The following is an 18,869-nucleotide window of genomic DNA, read 5'->3' on the forward strand; positions in this document are numbered from 1 at the left end:
GCCTGTCGCGGCGTGGGGAAAATATAGCGCCGCGACCGCCTGCCGGCAATTCGTTCGCCCGTCGCAGGGCGGCCCCGCAGGGCGGCTGCGGCGATCACGCCAAGTTGCGTTTGATCCCGTGCGGGTCATTCGATAGGACTGGACCATCTGCGCCAGGGAGCGACCGGAAGATGAAGAAAATCAACGCATTTGCGATTCTGGCGATGGTGGTCCTGGGGGCCTGCGGGCCGCGCAACCTGGCCCCCGCAGGCATGGCGCCGCCCATGGATCCGACGCTGGCGGTGGCACCGCCGGTCGATGACAGCGCGGCGATTGCCGGGCGCGTGTTGCAGCAGATCAACACCCTGCGCGGAAACATCGGGGCCGCGGCCCTGACGCCCAGCCCGCAGCTGGAGGCGGCGGCGCTGGCCCATTCGCGCGACATGTCGGCGCAGAATCGGGCGTGGCACTGGGGGTCAGACGGCTCCTCGCCGCTGGATCGGGCGCGGCGGCAGGGCTATGCCGGGACCATTGTCGGCGAGAACATCTCCGAGTCCTACGAGACCGAGATCCAGACCCTGTCCGCCTGGATGTCGACCCGCGACACGCGCGACGTCATCATGGACCCGACCGCGACGCAGCTTGGCTTTGCCTGGTTCAAGGAGCCGTCGGGCAAGGTCTGGTGGACGCTGCTGACCGGACGCTGAGCCCGGAACGAAAAAGGCCCCGTCCGAAGGGCGGGGCCGGGCGTGCAGTCAGCGATGCCGGATCAGGGATAGATCACCACCGGCGCGCCAGGCTGCAGCATCGCATAGATCTCCTCGATCTCCTCGTCGGTGACGGCGATGCAGCCCGCGGTCCAGTCGCGCTGCTGGGGAAAGAGGTTATTGCCCTGCGGTCCGCGGCCGTGGATGAAGATGTCCCCGCCCGGGTCCATGCCGTACGACTCGGCGAATGCGCGGTCGCGTTCGTTGGGATAGCTGATGCCCACCGACAGATGATAGGCGCTGCGCGGGTTGAAGCGATCGATGTGATAGACCCCCTCCGGCGTCTTGCCGTCGCCCGAGAACTGCTTGTGCCCGATCGGCTGGTTGCCCAGGCTGATGTCATAGGATCGGATGACCGTCGATCCGCTGAACAGATGCATCCGGCGCTGACCCTTGTTGATCTGGACCTGGGTGATCGGGGGGCCGGAATAGCGCTGGAACTTGGTCGTCTGCTGCGGTCGTCCACAGGCAGCCAGCAAGGCCAGCATCGAAATCGAGAAGGTCCGACGGGTTGTCAAGCGCATCACTGCCTCTGAAGCATTTTTGATTTTTATGGTCCGGCAATACCACGGAATAGCCGGCGCTGCCTAGCGGAGCGTTAACGCCGCGACCATTTCGACATGCGGTGAAAAGCGGAACTGATCGACCACCCAGAGTCGCTCCAGACGATAGCCCGCATCGGCCAAAATCCGCGCATCGCGGGAAAATCCGACCGGGTCGCAGGCGACGGCCGCAACGACCGGCACGCCGGACGCGGCGATCTGCCGCATCTGGGCCTCGGCCCCCGCGCGCGGCGGGTCGATCACGATCGCGTCATGTGCACGCAATTCATCCGGCAGCAGCGGCCTGCGCGCCAGGTCGCGGACCTCGGTCGTGACCCGGTTCAGCCCCGATGCGGCGCGCCAGGCCGAATCAAGCGCCTCCAGGGGTGCGGACAGCCCCTCGACCGCGTGGATCGCGGCGCCTTCGGCCAGGGGCAGGGTGAAGGTCCCGCAGCCCGCGAACAGGTCCGCGATGCGCGCGGCCCCGCCCACCGTGGCACGGACCGCGGCCAGCAGCGCGGCCTGCCCCTCGGCGGTGGCCTGCAGGAAGGCGCCCGGCGGCGGCACGACCCGCGCCCGGCCCATGGGCAGCACGGGCGGGCGGCGGGTGATCGCCTGCCCGTCCCAGTCCAGCCGCGCCAGATCGCCCTCGTCCGCCAAGGCGGCCAAGGCCCGGAACAGGTCCGGCTCCATCGGCTTGCCGCCGCGGACCGCGACATCCAGCCCCGCGGGCCCGTCGATCACCGTCAGCGACAGCTCGGCCGCGCGCGAAGCGCCCGCCACCACGATCCGCCGCAGCGGCGGCAGCGCCGCCACGATCCGCGGGCGCAGCACATGGCATTCGGCCAGATCGACGATGACGTCCGACGCGCGGGCGTGAAAGCCCAGCAGTGCGCCCTTCTTGGTGCGCCGGCCCGACAGGACCGCCCGCCTGCGGCTGTTCGGCGGCGAGACATGGACCTGCGGTTCGGGCGCGTCGACGCCCTGCGCGGCCAGCGCGGTCCGCACCACCTGCACCTTCCAGGCGGTGGTGAAGGCGTCGGTCGCATGCATCAGCGAACAGCCGCCGCAGGCGCGGTAATGGCCGCAGATCGGCCGGACCCGGTCCGGCGAGGGCGTCAGGATGCGCGGCGCGGCGATGCGGCCGTCCTGGGCCTCGCCCTCGATCACCTCGCCGGGCAGGGTCAGGGGGGCCAGCGCGCGCCCGTCCTCCGACAGGGCGACGCCGTCGCCCCTGCGGCCAAGCCGCTCGATCGTCCATTGCGTCACTGGGCCGCCTCCTCGGTTCCCAGGAAGCCGCCCGACTGGCGGTTCCAGTAGCGGGCATAGCGGCCGCCGCGCGCCAGCAGTTCGTCATGCCCGCCCTGTTCGACGATGCGCCCGTCCTCGAAGACCAGGATGCGGTCCAGCTCGGCGATGGTGGACAGGCGGTGCGCGATGGCCAGCACGGTCTTGCCGCGCATGGCCCGCGACAACGCCTCCTGCACCTGGGCCTCGACCTCGCTGTCCAGCGCGCTGGTCGCCTCGTCCAGGACCAGGATCGGCGCATCCTTGAGGAAGGCGCGGGCCAGGGCGATCCGCTGGCGCTGGCCGCCCGACAGCTTGACGCCCCGCTCGCCCAGATGCGCGTCGTATCCGGTGCGGCCCGCGAAATCCTCCAGCCCCAGGATGAACTCACGCGCCTCCGCCGCCTTCGCGGCCGCCACGACATCATCCTGTGTCGCGTCCGGGCGGCCATACAGGATGTTGTCGCGGGCCGAGCGGTTGAACATCGCCGTCTCCTGCGTGACCATGGCGATCTGGCGGCGCAGGCTCTCCTGCGTGCCGTCGCGCAGATCGTGGCCGTCGATGCGGATCACGCCGCGCTCCACGTCGTAAAGGCGCAGGAGCAGCGCCACCAGCGTGGACTTGCCCGCGCCCGAGGCGCCGACGATGCCGATCTTCTCTCCCGGCGCGATGGACAGAGTCAGGCCGCGGATGCCGCCCTCGTCGCGGCCATAGGCGAAATCGACGTCCTCGAAATCGATCCTGCCGGCGACGCAGTCCAGCGTCACGGCGCCCGGCGCATCGGTCAGGGCATGGGGGGGCGACAGGGTCCTCATGCCGTCCTCGACCTCGCCGATGCTGCCCCACATGCCCATCAGCGCCATGCTGACCCAGCCCGTCATCTGCGACAGCGGCATGGCGATGGCGCCCGAGGCCGCGACATCGCCCACCGTGGCCGCGCCGTCGCGCCAGAGCAGGTTCGCCCCGCCCACCAGGATCACCGGAAGGATGCCCGCGACGATCATCAGCGACAGGCGGAACCAGGTCGAGACCACCCCGAAATCCAGCGCCCGTTCGCGGAACCCCGCCATCGCACCCAGGGCGGCCTGATCCTCATGCTCGGCATGGGCGAAGAGCTTGACCGTCTTGATGTTGGTGATCGTGTCGACGACCTGCCCGGTGACATTGGCGCGGGCCGAGGCGCGTGCGCCCGACTTGGCCCGGATGCGCGGCAGGAAGAAGCGGATCAGCGCGAAATAGGCCGCCAGCCAGACCAGCAGCGCCACCGCCCCCCAGCCATCCACCGCCAGCAGGAAGGCCGCCGATCCGATGACCGAGGCCAGCGCGAAGGCCACCACGTTCACCATCTCCGATGCGACGTCGGTGACGGCGCGCGCGGTCTGCATCTGCTTCTGCGCCAGCCGCCCGGCAAAGTCGTTGTCGAAGAAGGTGACCGCATGGCCCATGGTCCAGCGGTGCAGGCGCGACAGCACCAGGGGCAGGATGTTCGGCCCGATGATGACGTTCGAACTGGCCGTGGAGAGGTCGTAGATCGCCGGCCGGATCACCAGGAAGAACCCGGCAAACAGCGCCACCAGCCCGCCGTTCTGCGCCCAGAACGTGCCGGCCTGGCCGGTCGCCACCGCATCGACCACCATGCCCAGGAGCAGCGCCGAGACCACGTCCGCCACTCCGCCCAGGGCGGAGGCCACCGCGGCGAAGCCCAGGCCCGGCCAGGCCCCCGACAGGCACCAGCGGAAGAACGCCATCAGTGTGCGCGGCGGCGCGCCCTCGGCCGGGCGGAAGGCATCGACCATGCGGCCGAACAGGGTGTGGAGCGTCATGCGTCGTCCTTCCCGGCCAGATGGGCCGCGTCGATAAGGGCGGGCGGGGGCAGGGTGAAGCCGGATGCGATCCACGCCTCCTCGGCCGCCTTCAGGCCGCGCCCCAGTGCCGCGCCCTGCAGCGGCGCCAGATCGGCCGCCGACACCGGCAGGGGCGCGTCGGTGGCGCGGGCGATCCGGTCCTGCCAGTCGGGGGGCAGGGGCTGGCCGTCCGCGGCCATCAGCGCCGCATGATCCGTCGCGGCCCCGGCCCCCAGGTGCCAGGCCGCGCGGTCCAGCGACCAGCCGCGCGCGCGGTGCAGCTGCGCCAGCGCCCGCGCCTCGCCGCGCGACAGGCGCAGGTCGGGATCGGCGGGCCCAAGCGCCGCCAGCCGCCGCAGCCAGCCTCCCGGCGCGGGTTCGCGCTCCAGCAGCGCCTGAAGCCGCAGCGGATCGGCGCCGGGCAGCAGCCGCTCCAGCACGCCGGTCCGCGCCATCAGCGCCATCGCCGGGCCGGGGTCGGGGGCGTCCAGCAGCTTCCTCATCTCGGCGCCGATGCGTTCGCGGGCGATGCGCGCCAGCCCGTCGCGGTGGCGCGCGCAGGCGGCGACGGCCTCCGGGTCGGCCTCACGACCATGGCGGGCGAGGAAGCGGAAGAAGCGCAGGATGCGCAGGTAATCCTCGGTGATGCGCGCGTCCGGGTCGCCCACGAAGCGCAGGCGGCGGGCCGCCAGGTCGGGCAGGCCGCCCACGGGGTCGATCACCCCCCCGTCGCGCCCGGCGTAAAGCGCGTTGATCGTGAAGTCGCGCCGCGCCGCGTCCTGGGCCAGATCGGTGGTGAAGGCCACGGTGGCATGGCGCCCGTCGGTCTCCACATCCCGCCGGAACGTGGTCACCTCGAAGCCCGTCCCGTCGGCCACCACGGTGACGGTGCCGTGGTCGATCCCCGTGGGCACCGCGCGCAGCCCGGCCGCCTCGGCCAGCGCCGTGACCCGGTCGGGGGTGGCATCCGTGGCGATGTCGATATCGTCGACCGGCTGTCCCAGCAGAGCGTTGCGCACCGCGCCGCCGACCAGGAAGGCGCGGTCGCCCTCAGCCTCCAGCGCGTCCAGAACCCGGATCAGCGCCGGATCGGACAGGATATGGCCGGGCAGCCGCGTCACAGCCGCTGCGCCAGCCCCAGCAGGATGCGCGCCGTCGCCCCCCACAGGTAATAGGGTCCGAAGGGCGCCGCGTGATAGCTGCGCCAGCCGCCGCGCCAGCGCCGCCGCTCGATCCGGTAGCGGGTGGGGTCGGCGACATGGGCGAAGGGCAGGGTGAAGACCTCGTCGACCTCCCCGGCCTCGGCGACCGGGTCGAAGGCGCCGTCGATGACGGCCAGAACCGGGGTCACCGAAAAGCCGGTGACGGTGCGGTGCGGCGGCAGGCTGCCCAGGACGCGCAGGCCGTCGGCGCGCAGGCCGATCTCCTCATGCGCCTCGCGCAGCGCGGTGGCGGTGGCGTCGGCATCGCCGGGATCGACCTTGCCGCCGGGCAGGGCGATCTGGCCCGGATGATGGCGCAGCCCCGAGGCGCGCTTGGTCAGGACCAGCCGTCCGTCATCGGCGTGGAACGCCGCCAGCACCCCGGCCGGACGCAGGGGCGTGCCGGACGGGGTGGCCTCGGGGTTCAGGTCGTAATCCGAACTGGGCTCTGCCGCACGCGTCAGGGCCGCGTGCAGGCGCGCCTCGGACCAAGCCGTCACTCGGCCGCCTTGTCGCTGGCCGACCCGCCTTCGGGCAGCGGGTTGCCCTCGGCATCGACGGTCGCCTCGAAGCCCAGGCTGGCCGGGTCGAACTCGTAATGCGCGCCGCAGAACTGGCAGTCGGCCGTCACGATCCCCTGGGGCGTGGTCATGTGGGCGATGTCCTTGGCCGAATAGATCGACAGCGTGCCGCGCACCCGGTCCGCGCTGCACGAACAGCCGAACTCGACCTTGTGGGCGTCGAAGACGCGGGGCGTCTCCTCATGGAACAGGCGCAGCAGCAGGTCCGTCGGCCCGACGGAAGGGCCGATCAGCTCCAGCGTCTCGACCGTGTCCAGCAGGATGTTGGCGCGGTTCCAGTCCTCGGATTCGCTGCCCTGCAGGATGTCGGCGGCCTCGATCAGCCCGCCCTCGCCGCTGCCGCCCTCGGTCGGCTGCGCCGGGTTGCCGGGCAGGGTCTGCAGCATCATGCCGCCCGCCCGCCACTGGGCGGCCTGGCCCGACAGGCGCGACTGGCCGGAGGCCAGCTGGAACCGCGTCGGCAGCTGTTCGGACTGCGCGAAATAGGTCTGCGCGCAGGCCGACAGCGACCCGCCGGCCAAGGGCGTGATGCCCTGATAGGGGGTGCTGCCCGGCCCTTGGTCGATCAGCACGGCGAAATAGCCCTCGCCGATCTGCTCGAAGGGCGGGCGTGCGTCCAGGCGCTCGGCATCGAAGCTGGCCCAGGCCCGGATGCGGGCGGGCTTGCCCTCGCCTTCGGGCGCGTAATAGTCGGCCGCCAGCGTGCGGATCGCGCCGGTGCCGCGCACCTGCAGGCTCAGCTTCCAGCGCAGCTTGACGGTCGGGCCGATCAGCGCGGTCAGTAGCGCGATCTCGGCCACCATCGCGCTGACGGCGGGCGGATAGTCGTGGCGCGACAGGATGTGGTCCAGAACCCCGTCCAGCCGCACGACGCGGCCGCGGATGGAACTGCGGTCCAGCTGAAAGGGCAGGACGGTGTCATCCCAGGCTATCTGGTTGATCTTGCTCATCTGTGATCCTTGAAGTGGCGATGGCTGCGACGGATGCGCGCCGGGTTGCGCCCAATATAAGGCATTTCCCGCCGATCCCAAGGGGGGCCGCCGCGACGCTTTCCGACCGCGCCGCCCTGCGCTATGACCGCATGACCCATCCGCCGAGAGGACCGATGACCCCGCGTTTCGGAGAACCGCCCCATCCCGCGCGCCCCTATCGCCGCCGTCCGGGGGCCTATGCGATCCTGTGGCGCGACGGGCGGCTGCTGCTGACCCATCAGCAGGCGCCGGTGCCCGAGTTCCAGCTGCCGGGCGGGGGCATCGACCCCGGAGAGCATCCCCTGGCCGCGCTGCATCGCGAGGTCGCGGAGGAGACCGGCTGGACCATCGGCGACGCGCGCTTCCTGTGGGCCTATCGGCGGTTCTGCTTCATGCCCGATTACGACATGCATGCCGAGAAGCGCTGCCAGATCTGGGTGGCGCGCCCGATCCTGCGCCTCTCCGACCCGACCGAGCCGGGGCACGGCGCCTATTGGATGACCCCGGCCGAGGCGATGGCGCATCTGGTCGATCCCGGATCGCGGGCCGCCCTGACGCGCTGGATGCGCCTCGGCGGCGCTAGCGGTCGTCGTCCAGGCGGATGACCTGCCCGGTGCCCCGATATTCGACCAGCACGGCCGACATGTCGTCCTGACGCTCTCCGCGGCAGTATTCCGACACGGACCAGGCCATCGATTCCAGGAAGGAGTGGCCGGTCAGGAAGGCGTTGGTGCGCATCACCGCCTCCAGCCCGTCATTGCCCAGCTGCCGGCCGTTGGGGGTGGTGGCCTCGGTGATGCCGTCGGAGGCGATCAGCAGCCGGTCGCCGGGCGCGAGGGTCACGTCGATCTCGTCAAAGATCGGCCGCTCGAAGACGCCGATGGGCATGCCGCCCTGGCCCAGATGGGTCACGGTCCCGTCGGCGCGCTGCAGCGCCGGGTGGGGATGGCCCGCCTGCACCATCCGCACATGGCCCGTCGCATGGTTCAGCTCGGCATAGATCATCGTGAAATAGGTGTCGGTGTTCATCTCCTCCAGCATCATCGTGTTGAAGAAGCAGGCCAGCGCGGCGGGACCGGCATCCTCGGGGCCCAGGGCGCCGCGCAGGGCGATGTTCTGGTCCGAGGAGCCGGACAGATGCACCGACAGCTGCGCGGTCAGCAGCGCGGCCGTCACCCCGTGGCCCGACACATCCAGCGCATAGAGGCCCACCCGGTCCTCTCCGACCGGGAAGAAGCCCACCAGATCGCCGCCGATATGGCCCGCGGGACGCAGCAGCAGGCTGATCTCCAGGCCGCCGAACCGGCCGGACCGGGCGCGGACCAGGCCCTGCTGCAGCTTGCGTGCCTCGCGCAGGTCGCGTTCCATCGCGGCCTGCGTCTCCGACAGCTGGGCCAGAGCCTGGCGCAGCTGGGTGTTGCTGGCGCGCAGCTCCTCCTCGATGCGCAGGATGCGCTCGCCCGCGGCCATGCGCGCCAGCAGCTCCTGCGGGGCGACGGGCTTGGTCAGGAAGTCGTCCGCGCCCGCCTCGATCCCCTCGGTGATGGTGCGCGCATCCGCCCCCGAGGTCAGCAGCACCACATAGCCGTAGTTCGAGCGCGGCAGCCGCCGGAACGCGGCGCAGAACTCGGGGCCGGTCATGTCGGGCATGCTCCAGTCCGCCAGCACCAGGTCCGGCGGGCGGCTCTCGCACAGCTGCAGCGCCTGTCGGGCGCCCTCGGCCTCGATCACCTCATAGCCGCCCCGGCGCAGCATCCGCGCCACGACCCGCCGCTGCGCCGCGCTGGCATCGACCAGCAGGATCAGCCGGCCCGGTCTGGGCGGGGCCTGGTCGATCGGCAGGGGGGGGCGATTCGCGGCTGTCATGCCATCTTGCATACGCTGCAGCCGTAAACGTCGGGTAAACCGGACCGTTAACGTGGTGGCAAGGCGGATGGGCTAGACCGGGACCGTACAGGCGATTCGATGAGGGATGCGATGATCGACTGGTCGAGGGTGATCGCGCTGCGCGACCGGGCGGGTGGGCAGACCGCCGCGCCGATGATCGGCATGATCCTGACCGAGATCGAGGCGCATCTGTCCGCCCTGCCCGAGGACGGCCCGACCCTGACGCAGGATCTGCCCCTGCTGGGGACGCTGGCCGTGCAGATCGGGTTTCGGGACTTTGCCGCCCGCTGCGACCGAGCCGTCCAGCAGCTGGCGCAGGGAGAGCGGTCGGCCCTGTCCATCGCGACCCTGCGGGCCAGCTTCGGTCACAGCAAGCAGATGCTGCTGCGCGACCTGCCGCATGTCATCGACGGCCCTCCGCCCGAGCCGGGCCTGCCGCCCGGGCCGGACGACGCGGCCGGGGACCGCGCGCGGGCGTCGTGATCAGACCAGCAGCTCGGCCAGGATGCCGTCGTTGGTGATGTCGCGATAGGCGAAGCCCGACCGGTCCAGCCGGCCCATCAGCGCGGTCAGGTTGGCCGGGTCGCTGGTCTCGATCCCGATCAGCACCGAACCGAAGTTGCGGGCCGATTTCTTCAGGTACTCGAACCGGGCGATGTCGTCCTGAGGACCCAGAAGCTCAAGGAAATCGCGCAGCGCGCCGGGGCGCTGCGGCATGCGCAGCACGAAATACTTCTTCAGCCCGGCAAAGCGCTGCGCCCGCTCTTTGACCTCGGGCAGGCGCTCGAAGTCGAAATTGCCGCCCGAACAGACCGCGACCACGGTCTTGCCCGTCAGGTCGCCCAGATCGCCCAGCACGTCCAAGGCCAGCGCGCCCGCAGGCTCCAGCACCACGCCCTCGGTGTTCAGCATCTCCAGCATGGTGCGGCAGATGCGGTCCTCGGGGGCCAGATGCACGTCATGCTCGCTGAACCGCGCCAGCGCCTCGAAGGGCAGGGCGCCGATGCGCGCGACCGCCGCACCGTCGACGAAGCTGTCCACAGCGGGCAGCGCGACGGGCGCGCCTGCGCGCAGCGCCGCCTGCAGGCTGGCCCCGCCAAGCGGTTCGGCAAAGGCGAAGCGGGTGTCGGGCGCCTCGGTGGTCAGATATTTCGTGACCCCCGCCGACAGGCCGCCCCCGCCCACCGGCAGCACCACCAGATCGGGCGCGCGGCCCAGCTGGGCGAGCATCTCGAGGCCCACGGTCGCCTGGCCCTCGATGATGTCGGGCGCGTCGAAGGGCGACAGGAACTGCGCGCCCTGCTCGGCGCAGAAGGCCTGGGCCGCGGCCAGGGTCTGGTCGAAATAGTCGCCGGTCAGCACGATCTCGACCGCGTCGCCGCCGAAGATCTGGGTCTTGTCGATCTTCTGCTTGGGCGTGGTGACCGGCATGAAGATCGTGCCGCGCGCGCCGAAATGGCGGCAGGCATAGGCCACGCCCTGGGCATGGTTGCCGGCGCTGGCGCAGACGAAATGGCCGCCGCCGCCGGGCCGGGCCAGCTTGCGCATGGCGTTGAAGGCGCCGCGCAGCTTGTAGCTGCGCACGGGCGTCAGATCCTCGCGCTTGAGCCAGATCTCGGCGCCGTGTTTCGCCGAGAGATGGTCGTTGCGTTGCAGGGGCGTGGGCTCGAACAGGTCGCGAAGCGCGGCCTCGGCCAGACGGACGGCGGCGACAAAGTTTTCCATGCCCCGCCCATGCCGCGAAACGGGCCTGTTGGCAAGGGTCAGCGCAGCGCGCGCCCCTCGACGAAGTGACCCCAGAGCGTGGTGATGATCGACAGCGACAGCAGGGCACTGAACCATGTGACCAGAAGCGCCGCGACGATTCCCGCGGCCCCCGGCAGGCCCGCGACCAGGTTCAGCACCAGTCCCAGCACCTGGGTGAGCAGCGACAGCACCGCCAGCGTTCCAAAGGCATCGGCCGTCGCCCGCCAACCGGTCGTCAACGGTCGCGCAGCCCCGGTGGCCGCACCGGCCAAGCCGGTTCCCAGGCGCAGGCCCAGAACGGCCAGGGCAAAACCGATCAGCAGATTGATGACCAGCATGGCCCCGAGGTTCCCATCCAAGGCGATGATGAGCGCCGAGCTGAGCAGCACGACCGGGATGCCCACCAGAAGCATGATCAGGAAGATCCGGATGGAGGCCCCGACGTAACGCAGCTCCGGCCTTCCTATCGGGCGCAAAACGCGGGGACGCTCGTTCAGGAGGACGAACCGATGCCAGGGTGCGGCCAGGGTGACGAAGGCCAGCGCGAAGATCGCGACGATCGCGAGCATCACCGCCGCGACGGCGATCCCGGGCGGATTGCCGCCCATGAAGGCCTGGCGCGCGGCCAGCCCGATGCCGATGCCGAGGGCGGCCAGCAGCAGCGGCATGACCGACAGCGTCAGCGCCGCGCCCAGGTGCCGGTCAGCTGCAGGATCGCATGGCGGAGCAGTCGCAAGGCCAGCATCAAATCACCCGTCTGAAATCCCGGCCCATGCTAATCGCCCCCGAACCCTTGTGACAACGCGCAAATCGCCGTATTCCCGCTGAAACTTCGACGAAGGGTTAACCGCATGTCCGACGCGCCGAAAAAAGTCGTCCTCGCCTATTCGGGGGGGCTTGATACCTCGATCATCCTGAAATGGCTGCAGACCGAGTATGGCTGCGAGGTGGTGACCTTCACCGCCGATCTGGGCCAGGGCGAGGAGCTGGAACCCGCGCGCCAGAAGGCCGAGATGCTGGGCATCGCGCCCGAGAACATCCACATCGTCGACGTGCGCGAGGAATTCGTGCGCGATTTCGTCTTCCCGATGTTCCGGGCCAATGCGCTCTATGAGGGGCTGTATCTGCTGGGCACGTCGATCGCGCGGCCGCTGATCTCTCAGCATCTGGTGCGGATCGCGCAGGAATCGGGCGCGGATGCGGTTGCGCATGGCGCGACCGGCAAGGGCAACGACCAGGTCCGGTTCGAGCTCAGCGCCTATGCGCTGGACCCGTCGATCAAGGTGATCGCGCCCTGGCGGGAATGGGACCTGACCAGCCGCACCAAGCTGATCGAGTTCGCCGAGAAGAACCAGATCCCCATCGCCAAGGACAAGCGCGGCGAGGCGCCCTTCAGCGTCGACGCGAACCTGCTGCACACCTCGAGCGAGGGCAAGGCGCTGGAGAACCCCGCCGAGGCCGCGCCCGACTATGTCTATCAGCGCACCGTGAACCCCGAGGACGCGCCCGATCAGCCGGAATTCATCGAGGTGACCTTCGAGAAGGGCGACGCGGTGGCGATCAACGGCGAGGCCATGTCGCCCGCCACGATCCTGACCAAGCTGAACGAGCTGGGCGGCCGTCACGGCATCGGCCGTCTGGATTTCGTCGAGAACCGCTTCGTCGGCATGAAGTCGCGCGGCATCTACGAGACGCCGGGCGGCACGGTCCTGCTGGAAGCCCATCGCGGGATCGAGCAGATCACGCTCGACAGCGGCGCGGGCCACCTGAAGGATTCGATCATGCCGCGCTATGCGGAGCTGATCTATAACGGCTTCTGGTTCTCCCCCGAGCGCGAGATGCTGCAGGCCCTGATCGACAAATCGCAGGAGCATGTGACCGGCACGGTGCGGCTGAAGCTCTACAAGGGGCTGGCGACCTGCGTGGGCCGCTGGTCGGATCACTCGCTGTACAGTGAGGCGCATGTGACCTTCGAGGACGATGCCGGCGCCTATGACCAGAAGGACGCGGCGGGCTTCATCCGCCTGAACGCGCTGCGCCTGAAGCTGATCGCGAACCGCAACGCCCGCGTGGCGAAATGACCGCCGGGGCCGCCCGCATCGCCATCGTGACCGTCAGCGACCGCGCGTCGCGGGGCGAGTACGAGGACAAGGGCGGCCCCGGTGCCGAGGCCTGGCTGCGGGGTGTCGTGACCTCGCCCATGACCATCGACCGCCACATCATCCCCGACGGCCGCGACAGCGTGGCCGCCACGCTGCGCGACCTGGCCGACGGGGGCGCGGACCTGATCCTGGTCACCGGCGGCACCGGCCCCGCGCCGCGCGACCTGACGCCCGAGGCCGTGGCCGACGTGATGGACAAGGAACTGCCCGGCTTCGGAGAGGAGATGCGCCGCGCCTCGCTCCGCGAGGTGCCGACCGCCATCCTGTCGCGCCAGACCGCCGCCATCCGCGGCAAGACGTTGATCATCACCATCCCAGGCAAGCCCGCGGCCATCGCGACCTGCCTGGACGCGGTCTTCGCCGCCGTGCCCTACTGCCTGGACCTGATCGGCGCGGCGCGGATCGAGACCGATCCCGCCCGCATTGCGGCCTTCCGGCCCAATCTGCCCACCGAAGTGTAAAACAGGGCGCTGAAACTTGCAAAAAGCAAGTTTGTCTATGATGTCGATGATAGGCTGATCATTTGCTCCCCCGAAGAGCTCGCGCCGATACAGCCACGATCATTGGGAATACCGGGGAATGTCGAACAGCGGCGACAATCGTTGTCTGGTCCCAGGATGGAGGCATTGGCAGATTTTGTGGAGGCACTGCGACGCGAGGGTCGTGGTCACGTTCCGGACTTTGATCCGTTGGACGGAGCCAATGAAGCTGAAATCCTGTTCCTGCTCGAAAAGCCCGGCCCGATGACGGATTCAAGTCAAGGCGGGTCCGGTTTCATCTCGCGCGACAATGACGATCCTACTGCCGAAGCAATTTTTACAATCATGCGCGATGCGGGAATTCCGCGCGAACGCACCCTGTTGTGGAACCTTGTTCCTTGGTGGAACGGGACAACGAAACTGACCGTCGCCGAAAAAAGACGCGGGATTGCAGCGGCTGTCAGATCTTCTGACGTTGCTCCCTCGCTTGAAAGCGGTCGTTGCTGTCGGTAAGACAGCCGTGGCTGCGCGCTCCATCGTCGAAGAGGCGAATATGAGATTCTACACCTCTGCGCATCCCTCACCCAAAGTCCGGGCGACGAAGCCTCAGCTGTGGGATGCCATCCCAGGCACTTGGGCTGAGGCTTATGCCCTGTTGAATTGACATCCAACGGATTCGCTTCAGAGGTCTAACCCCCGAAAAGCCGCAACGCCAAGGGCGCGATGACCGCCGTCAGCACGGCGTTCAGCCCCATCCCGATGCCCGAGAACGCACCCGCCGTCGCGTTCACCTGAAACGCCCGCGCCGTGCCGATCCCATGCGCCGCGACCCCCACCGCAAAGCCCCGCGCCCGCCAGTCGCGGATCTTCAGCGCGTTCAGCAGGGGCGTCACCACGATCGCCCCGAAGATCCCCGTCAGCAGGACCAGCGCGGCGGTCAGGGTGGGCTGGCCGCCCAGCTGCTCGGCGATGCCGATGGCCACCGGCGCGGTCGTCGATTTCGGCGCGAGTGAGGCCAGCACCGACCCCTCGATCCCGAAGCTCCGCGCGATCACGAGGGCAGAGACGACCGCCACCCCCGATCCGGCCAGCAGCCCCGCCAGCATCGGCCAGGCCGCGCGCCGCACGCGGGGCAGGTTGTCGTACAGCGGCAGGGCCAGCGCCACGGTGGCCGGGCCCAGCATGAAATGGACGAATTGCGCGCCCGCGAAATAGGTCGCGTAATCGGTGCCGGTCAGCCCCAGCAACGCCGCCAGCAGGATCACCGCGATCAGCACCGGGTTGGCCCAGCTGGCCCGCCCCAGGGCCCGCGAAAGCGCGTCCCCGGCCAGATAGGCCATCAGCGTCGCGGTCAGCCACAGAAGCGGCCCCTGCGCCAGATAGGACCAGATCAGCGCCGGATCACTCACGCCCCTGATCCTTCAGCGCGCCCCGCTCCTCCGACCCGGTCAGGCGGGCCACGGCGGTGAAGGCCAGCGCCCCCGCCGCGATGGCCAGCAGCGTGGAGCCCATCAGCGCCACGGCCAGACCCAGGCCCTGATCGCGCAGCAGGTCCCAATGCGCGACGATGCCCACGCCCGCAGGCACGAAGAACAGCGACAGATGCGCCAGAAGCCCGGTCGCCGCCGGGCGGATCGCCTCGGCCAGGGCCGGGCGGATCATGCAGGCCAGAACCAGCGCGACCAGCCCCGTGACCGGGCCGGGCAAGGGCAGCGCCAGCGCGCGGGAGGCGACCTCTCCGCCCAGCTGGAAGGCCAGGATGATGGCAAGCATGCGGATCATGGCCCGCAGCCTAGCGCGGCCCCGACGCCCGCGCCAGAGCCGTGCATCTTGTGGGCCGGTGCCTCGGCAGGGGCGACATCTGGGGCGGTCGGTTGACTTGGGGGGCCGCTGCGGGGACAATTGTCGCCTGACCCGAATCTGACGGACGCGACCCTTGCGCTTTGACCGCCTGCGACTGAACGGCTTCAAGAGCTTCGTGGACCCGACCGATCTGGTCATCCGCGAGGGGCTGACGGGCGTGGTCGGTCCGAACGGCTGCGGCAAGTCCAACCTGCTGGAGGCCCTGCGCTGGGTCATGGGCGAGAACCGTCCCACCGCCATGCGCGGCGACGGGATGGAGGACGTGATCTTTGCCGGCACCGCGCGGCGCAGCGCCCGCGCCCATGCCGAGGTCTCGCTGAGCGTCGACAACCGCGACCGCCGTGCGCCCGCGGGCTTTAACGACGACGATCAGTTCGACATCACCCGCCGCATCACCCGCGACGCGGGCAGCGCCTACAAGATCGCCGGCAAGGATGTGCGGGCGCGCGACGTGCAGATGCTGTTCGCGGATGCCTCGACCGGGGCGCACAGCCCGGCGCTGGTGCGTCAGGGCCAGATCAGCGAGCTGATCAACGCCAAGCCCCGCAACCGCCGCCGCATCCTCGAGGAGGCGGCCGGGATCTCGGGGCTTTACGCGCGCCGCCACGAGGCGGAGCTGAAGCTGAACGGCGCCGAGGCGAACCTGACGCGGGTGGACGACACGCTGGACCAGCTGTCCGCCCAGGCCGCGACCCTGGCCCGGCAGGCGCGCGCGGCGGCGAAGTACCGCGAGATCGGCGCGGCGCTGCGCCTAACCGAGGGGTTGCTGCTGTACCGCCGCTGGTCGGATGCCGAGGCCGCGCGCCTGGCCGCGGCGCAGGCCCTGGCCGAGGCGGTGCGGGCCGCCGCTCAGGCCGGTGCCGCCGCCGAGGCCGCGTCCCTGCGGCGGACCGAGACCGAGGCCGCCCTGCCGCCGCTGCGCGAGGAGGAGCAGATCGCCGCCGCCCTGGTCCAGCGGCTGGCCGTGGAGAGCGAGGCCTTGGCCGAGGCCGGGCGTCGCGCGACCCAGGCCATCACCGCGCTGTCGGGGCGGCTGGCGCAGCTGGACCGCGACATCGAGCGCGAGCAGGCGCTGAACCGCGATGCCGAGGAGGTCGTGCGCCGCCTGACCTGGGAGGCCGAGCAGCTGCGCGCGGGCGGCGAGGGGCATGACGCGCGGGTCGAGATGGCCACCGCCCAGGCCGAGGCCGCCGCCGAGACGCTGCACGAGGTCGAGGCCCGGCTGGCCGAGCTGACCGACGAATCCGCCCGCCTGGCCGCCCGCCATCAATCGGCCGAGCGTCTGGCCCATGACCTGCGCGCCATGTTCGACCGCGCCGACCGGGCCGCCGCCGAGGCCGCCGAGGCGCTGGCCGCCGCCGATGCCGCCGGAGAGGCCGCGGCCGCCGCGCTGGACCGGGCGGATGCCGCGCAGGATCAGGCCCGCGACCGCACCGAGGCCGCCGAGGATGCGCTGGCCGAGGCCGAGGCCGCGCGCGCCGCGCTGGAAACCCGCGAGGCCGCCGCCCGCCAGGCCCGCGCCGCCGCCGAGGGCGAGGCCGCGGCCCTGGCCGCCGAACGCACCGCCCTGCAGCGGCTGGTCGATCGCGGGCGCTCCGGGGGCGCCACGCTGCTGGATCAGGTGGCCGTCGCGCGGGGGCACGAGGCCGCGTTCGGGGCGGCCTTGGGCGACGATCTCCGCGCGGGCGTGGGCGGCGACGGGTCGGGGTGGCGCGACCTGCCGGGCTGGGACGATCCGCAGCCTCTGCCCGACGGCGCCGTGCCGCTGGCCCCGCATGTGCGCGGCCCGGACCTGCTGGCGCGGCGGCTGTCGCAGACGGGGCTGGTGCTGGATGCGGGGCAGGGGGCCGCGCTGCAGTCGATGCTGTCGGCGGGGCAGCGGCTGGTGACGCCGGAGGGCGACCTGTTCCGGTGGGACGGCTTGCGCGTGATGGCGGGGCAGGCGCTGTCCTCGGCCGCGCTGCATCTGCAGAAGGTCAATGAGCTGGCCCATGTGTCCGAGCAGGCCGAACGCGCGGAGGCCCGCGCCGAGGAGGCCCGCGAGACCCATGAGGCGGCCCGCGCCGATCTGGCCCAGGCCGCCGAGGTCGAGAAGTCGGCCCGCGACGCGCGCCGCGAGGCAGAGCGCCTGCTGTCGGAGGCCGCGCGCGCCGCGACGCGGGCGGAATCCGATCTGGCCATGGCCTCCAGCCGCGCCGACGGGGCGCGGGCGGAGCTGGCGCGCCACTGCGCCGATGCCGCCGACGCCCAGAGCCGCCTCACCGAGGCAGAGGCGCAACTGGCCGCGCTGCCCGACCGCGCGGACGCCGCGGCAACCGTGGAGCATGCCCGAACCGGCGTCGAGGGCGCGCGCATCGCCACGATGACCCGCCGCGCCGCGCTGGACGAATTGCGCCGCGAGGGGCAGGCCCGCACCAAGCGCCTGCAGGAGATCGCCAAGGAGGAATCGGGCTGGCAGCTGCGGTTGGAGCAGGCTGGCACGCGCGCGGCCGAACTGTCCGCGCGGCGCGAGGCCACCGCCGACGAGCTGGCCGAGGCGCAGGACCAGCCCGCCATCCTGGCCGAGCAGGAGGAGGCGCTGGTCGCGCGCGGGGTGCAGCTGGAGACGCGGCTGACGGCGGCCCGTGCCGCGCTGACCTCCGCCGAGGAGGCCGCCCGCGCCGCCGCCCTGGCCGAGCGCGAGACCGAGCGGCAGGCAGGCGAGGCCCGCGAGGCCCGCGCCGCGCGCGAGGCCCGCCAGGAGGCCGCCCGCGAGGCCGAGGCCCTGGCCCGCGCCCGCATCCGTGAGGAGACCGAGCAGAGCCCCGACCAGCTGCGCGCCGCCCTGGGCGAGATCGACCTGACCGCGCCCGTCGACCGGCTGGAGCAGGAGATCGCCCGCCTGCGCGGCGCGCGCGAGGCCCTGGGCGCGGTCAACCTGCGCGCCGACGAGGACAAGCGGACGCTGGAGGCCGAGCGCGACGGGCTAGCCGCCGAGAAGACCGACCTGGAGGAGGCGATCCGCAAGCTGCGCGCCGGCATCGGCAGCCTGAACCGCGAGGGGCGCGAGCGCCTGCTGGCGGCCTTCGAGACGGTGAACGCCAATTTCGCGACCCTGTTCACGACGCTGTTCGGCGGCGGCGAGGCGCGCCTGGTGATGGTCGAATCGGACGACCCGCTGGAGGCGGGCCTGGAGATCATGTGCCAGCCGCCGGGCAAGCGCCTGTCGACGCTGAGCCTGTTGTCGGGCGGCGAGCAGACGCTGACCGCGATGGCGCTGATCTTTGCGGTGTTTCTGGCCAATCCCGCGCCGATCTGCGTGCTGGATGAGGTCGACGCGCCGCTGGACGATGCCAATGTCAGCCGCTTCTGCGACCTCTTGGACGAGATGACCCGCCGGACCGAGACGCGCTTCCTGATCATCACCCACCATGCGGTGACCATGGCGCGGATGGACCGGCTGTTCGGCGTCACCATGGTCGAGCAGGGCGTCAGCCAGCTGGTCAGCGTGGACCTGCAGCGCGCCGAGGCTCTGGTCGCCTGACGCGACCCGCGCTAGGGTCCGGGCCGCAACCCAAGC

Annotated in this window: 18 protein-coding genes; 7 read left to right on the forward strand and 11 right to left on the reverse strand. The window is 70.9% G+C overall.

Going from position 1 to position 18,869, the window contains the following annotated elements:
- Nucleotides 1–170 precede the first annotated feature (170 nt).
- On the forward strand, nt 171–686 hold the full coding sequence (gene dalA, locus AC2SGK_RS01045) for a divisome-associated lipoprotein DalA (protein WP_488321745.1): 516 nt from the start codon (nt 171–173) through the stop codon (nt 684–686).
- 62 nt (nt 687–748) lie between these two features.
- On the opposite strand, the gene AC2SGK_RS01050 is transcribed toward dalA, so the two are convergent.
- From AC2SGK_RS01050 to hslO, 6 genes are all read right to left on the reverse strand, one after another.
- Complete coding sequence (locus tag AC2SGK_RS01050) at nt 749–1,270, reverse strand: L,D-transpeptidase family protein (protein WP_488321746.1); 522 nt, start codon at nt 1,268–1,270, stop codon at nt 749–751.
- A 63-nt stretch (nt 1,271–1,333) separates the two neighbouring features.
- Nucleotides 1,334–2,557, reverse strand: a complete 1,224-nt coding sequence (locus AC2SGK_RS01055) for a class I SAM-dependent RNA methyltransferase (protein ID WP_488321747.1) — start codon at nt 2,555–2,557, stop codon at nt 1,334–1,336.
- Nucleotides 2,554–4,398: an ABC transporter ATP-binding protein gene (locus AC2SGK_RS01060; RefSeq protein ID WP_488321748.1), complete on the reverse strand. Its 1,845-nt coding sequence runs from the start codon at nt 4,396–4,398 to the stop codon at nt 2,554–2,556. The genes AC2SGK_RS01055 and AC2SGK_RS01060 overlap by 4 nt, the downstream gene beginning before the upstream one ends.
- Complete coding sequence (locus AC2SGK_RS01065) at nt 4,395–5,540, reverse strand: CCA tRNA nucleotidyltransferase (protein WP_488321749.1); 1,146 nt, start codon at nt 5,538–5,540, stop codon at nt 4,395–4,397. The genes AC2SGK_RS01060 and AC2SGK_RS01065 overlap by 4 nt, the downstream gene beginning before the upstream one ends.
- Nucleotides 5,537–6,121, reverse strand: coding sequence for an NUDIX hydrolase (locus AC2SGK_RS01070; protein WP_488321750.1), 585 nt, complete (start codon nt 6,119–6,121; stop codon nt 5,537–5,539). Before AC2SGK_RS01070 ends, AC2SGK_RS01065 begins: the two co-directional genes overlap by 4 nt.
- Complete coding sequence (gene hslO / locus AC2SGK_RS01075; RefSeq protein WP_488321751.1) at nt 6,118–7,152, reverse strand: Hsp33 family molecular chaperone HslO; 1,035 nt, start codon at nt 7,150–7,152, stop codon at nt 6,118–6,120. The genes AC2SGK_RS01070 and hslO overlap by 4 nt, the downstream gene beginning before the upstream one ends.
- Before the next feature lie 155 nt (nt 7,153–7,307).
- On the opposite strand from hslO, the gene AC2SGK_RS01080 reads away from it, so the two are divergent.
- The gene (locus AC2SGK_RS01080) at nt 7,308–7,778 is read left to right on the forward strand and encodes an NUDIX domain-containing protein (protein ID WP_488321752.1); all 471 of its coding nucleotides are present in this window, start codon (nt 7,308–7,310) and stop codon (nt 7,776–7,778) included.
- Here AC2SGK_RS01080 and AC2SGK_RS01085 read toward each other — a convergent pair.
- A complete protein-coding gene (locus tag AC2SGK_RS01085) occupies nt 7,753–9,039 on the reverse strand; it encodes a PP2C family protein-serine/threonine phosphatase (protein WP_488321753.1) in 1,287 nt (428 codons plus the stop codon). The genes AC2SGK_RS01080 and AC2SGK_RS01085 overlap by 26 nt on opposite strands.
- A 111-nt stretch (nt 9,040–9,150) precedes the next feature.
- On the opposite strand from AC2SGK_RS01085, the gene AC2SGK_RS01090 reads away from it, so the two are divergent.
- On the forward strand, nt 9,151–9,543 hold the full coding sequence (locus tag AC2SGK_RS01090; RefSeq protein WP_488321754.1) for a hypothetical protein: 393 nt from the start codon (nt 9,151–9,153) through the stop codon (nt 9,541–9,543).
- Here the strand turns inward: AC2SGK_RS01090 and ilvA are convergent, their stop codons facing one another.
- Both ilvA and AC2SGK_RS01100 read right to left on the reverse strand, forming a co-directional pair.
- A complete protein-coding gene (gene ilvA, locus AC2SGK_RS01095) occupies nt 9,544–10,785 on the reverse strand; it encodes a threonine ammonia-lyase IlvA (protein WP_488321755.1) in 1,242 nt (413 codons plus the stop codon).
- Nucleotides 10,786–10,823: 38 nt separating this feature from the next.
- Complete coding sequence (locus AC2SGK_RS01100; protein ID WP_488321756.1) at nt 10,824–11,474, reverse strand: hypothetical protein; 651 nt, start codon at nt 11,472–11,474, stop codon at nt 10,824–10,826.
- A gap of 156 nt (nt 11,475–11,630) precedes the next feature.
- Here AC2SGK_RS01100 and AC2SGK_RS01105 point away from each other — a divergent pair, with 156 nt between their 5' ends.
- The 3 genes from AC2SGK_RS01105 (at nt 11,631) to AC2SGK_RS01115 (ending at nt 13,960) form a co-directional block, all read left to right on the forward strand.
- Nucleotides 11,631–12,887, forward strand: a complete 1,257-nt coding sequence (locus AC2SGK_RS01105; RefSeq protein ID WP_488321891.1) for an argininosuccinate synthase — start codon at nt 11,631–11,633, stop codon at nt 12,885–12,887.
- On the forward strand, nt 12,884–13,429 hold the full coding sequence (gene mog, locus AC2SGK_RS01110) for a molybdopterin adenylyltransferase (RefSeq protein ID WP_488321757.1): 546 nt from the start codon (nt 12,884–12,886) through the stop codon (nt 13,427–13,429). Before AC2SGK_RS01105 ends, mog begins: the two co-directional genes overlap by 4 nt.
- A 165-nt stretch (nt 13,430–13,594) precedes the next feature.
- Nucleotides 13,595–13,960: a uracil-DNA glycosylase gene (locus AC2SGK_RS01115; RefSeq protein ID WP_488321758.1), complete on the forward strand. Its 366-nt coding sequence runs from the start codon at nt 13,595–13,597 to the stop codon at nt 13,958–13,960.
- Between the two features lie 176 nt (nt 13,961–14,136).
- On the opposite strand, the gene AC2SGK_RS01120 is transcribed toward AC2SGK_RS01115, so the two are convergent.
- Together AC2SGK_RS01120 and AC2SGK_RS01125 are read right to left on the reverse strand one after the other, a co-directional pair.
- A complete protein-coding gene (locus AC2SGK_RS01120) occupies nt 14,137–14,856 on the reverse strand; it encodes an LrgB family protein (RefSeq protein WP_488321759.1) in 720 nt (239 codons plus the stop codon).
- Nucleotides 14,849–15,220, reverse strand: coding sequence for a CidA/LrgA family protein (locus AC2SGK_RS01125; protein WP_488321760.1), 372 nt, complete (start codon nt 15,218–15,220; stop codon nt 14,849–14,851). The genes AC2SGK_RS01120 and AC2SGK_RS01125 overlap by 8 nt, the downstream gene beginning before the upstream one ends.
- Before the next feature lie 163 nt (nt 15,221–15,383).
- Between AC2SGK_RS01125 and AC2SGK_RS01130 the strand changes: the two genes are divergently transcribed.
- On the forward strand, nt 15,384–18,833 hold the full coding sequence (locus AC2SGK_RS01130; RefSeq protein WP_488321761.1) for a chromosome segregation SMC family protein: 3,450 nt from the start codon (nt 15,384–15,386) through the stop codon (nt 18,831–18,833).
- Nucleotides 18,834–18,869: the final 36 nt, after the last annotated feature.

It is taken from the genome of Paracoccus sp. NIOT.M2S5SZ12, assembly GCF_057748165.1.

Bases quoted from the DNA above. Each gene is read 5' to 3' on its own strand.
- AC2SGK_RS01080 (WP_488321752.1), top strand. From the start codon at position 7,308: ATGACCCCGCGTTTCGGAGAACCGCCCCATCCCGCGCGCCCCTATCGC.
- dalA (WP_488321745.1), top strand. From the start codon at position 171: ATGAAGAAAATCAACGCATTTGCGATTCTGGCGATGGTGGTCCTGGGG.
- AC2SGK_RS01060 (WP_488321748.1), bottom strand. From the start codon at position 4,398: ATGACGCTCCACACCCTGTTCGGCCGCATGGTCGATGCCTTCCGCCCG.
- AC2SGK_RS01050 (WP_488321746.1), bottom strand. From the start codon at position 1,270: ATGCGCTTGACAACCCGTCGGACCTTCTCGATTTCGATGCTGGCCTTG.
- AC2SGK_RS01090 (WP_488321754.1), top strand. From the start codon at position 9,151: ATGATCGACTGGTCGAGGGTGATCGCGCTGCGCGACCGGGCGGGTGGG.
- AC2SGK_RS01125 (WP_488321760.1), bottom strand. From the start codon at position 15,220: ATGCTTGCCATCATCCTGGCCTTCCAGCTGGGCGGAGAGGTCGCCTCC.
- AC2SGK_RS01100 (WP_488321756.1), bottom strand. From the start codon at position 11,474: ATGCCGCTGCTGCTGGCCGCCCTCGGCATCGGCATCGGGCTGGCCGCG.
- AC2SGK_RS01085 (WP_488321753.1), bottom strand. From the start codon at position 9,039: ATGACAGCCGCGAATCGCCCCCCCCTGCCGATCGACCAGGCCCCGCCC.
- ilvA (WP_488321755.1), bottom strand. From the start codon at position 10,785: ATGGAAAACTTTGTCGCCGCCGTCCGTCTGGCCGAGGCCGCGCTTCGC.
- hslO (WP_488321751.1), bottom strand. From the start codon at position 7,152: ATGAGCAAGATCAACCAGATAGCCTGGGATGACACCGTCCTGCCCTTT.
- mog (WP_488321757.1), top strand. From the start codon at position 12,884: ATGACCGCCGGGGCCGCCCGCATCGCCATCGTGACCGTCAGCGACCGC.